This is a genomic window from Burkholderia sp. Bp9016, assembly GCF_003857765.1.
Taxonomy (GTDB): domain Bacteria; phylum Pseudomonadota; class Gammaproteobacteria; order Burkholderiales; family Burkholderiaceae; genus Burkholderia.
Genome location: NZ_QTPY01000100.1, coordinates 1 through 400, shown reverse-complemented (window position 1 = coordinate 400; position 400 = coordinate 1). Strand labels below are relative to the sequence as shown.

Below are 400 nucleotides of genomic sequence, written 5' to 3'. Positions count from 1 at the left end.
TGACTGGGGTGAAGTCGTAACAAGGTAGCCGTATCGGAAGGTGCGGCTGGATCACCTCCTTTCCAGAGCTTCTCGCACAAGTTGAGCGCTCACGCTTATCGGCTGTAAATTAAAGACAGACTCAGGGGTCTGTAGCTCAGTCGGTTAGAGCACCGTCTTGATAAGGCGGGGGTCGTTGGTTCGAATCCAACCAGACCCACCATTGTCTGGCGGTAACACACCTGAGGGTATCTGTACTCAAATGGGGGCATAGCTCAGCTGGGAGAGCACCTGCTTTGCAAGCAGGGGGTCGTCGGTTCGATCCCGTCTGCCTCCACCAATCTTCAATGACAAGCATTCGAACGAAGCGTTGTTCGAGTCTTTGTCATTGGCGATTGAGCCAGTCAGAGTGATACGTCTT

2 tRNA genes and 1 rRNA gene are annotated in these 400 nt (G+C 53.2%); all 3 read left to right on the top strand.

Annotated elements, in window-relative coordinates:
• Positions 1 to 62: ribosomal RNA gene (locus DIE13_RS32610) — 16S ribosomal RNA — on the top strand; the annotation flags it as partial.
• A gap of 63 nt (positions 63 to 125) precedes the next feature.
• Positions 126 to 202 (top strand) — tRNA-Ile (locus tag DIE13_RS32605).
• 41 nt (positions 203 to 243) lie between these two features.
• A tRNA-Ala gene (locus DIE13_RS32600) sits at positions 244 to 319 on the top strand.
• Positions 320 to 400 lie beyond the last annotated feature (81 nt).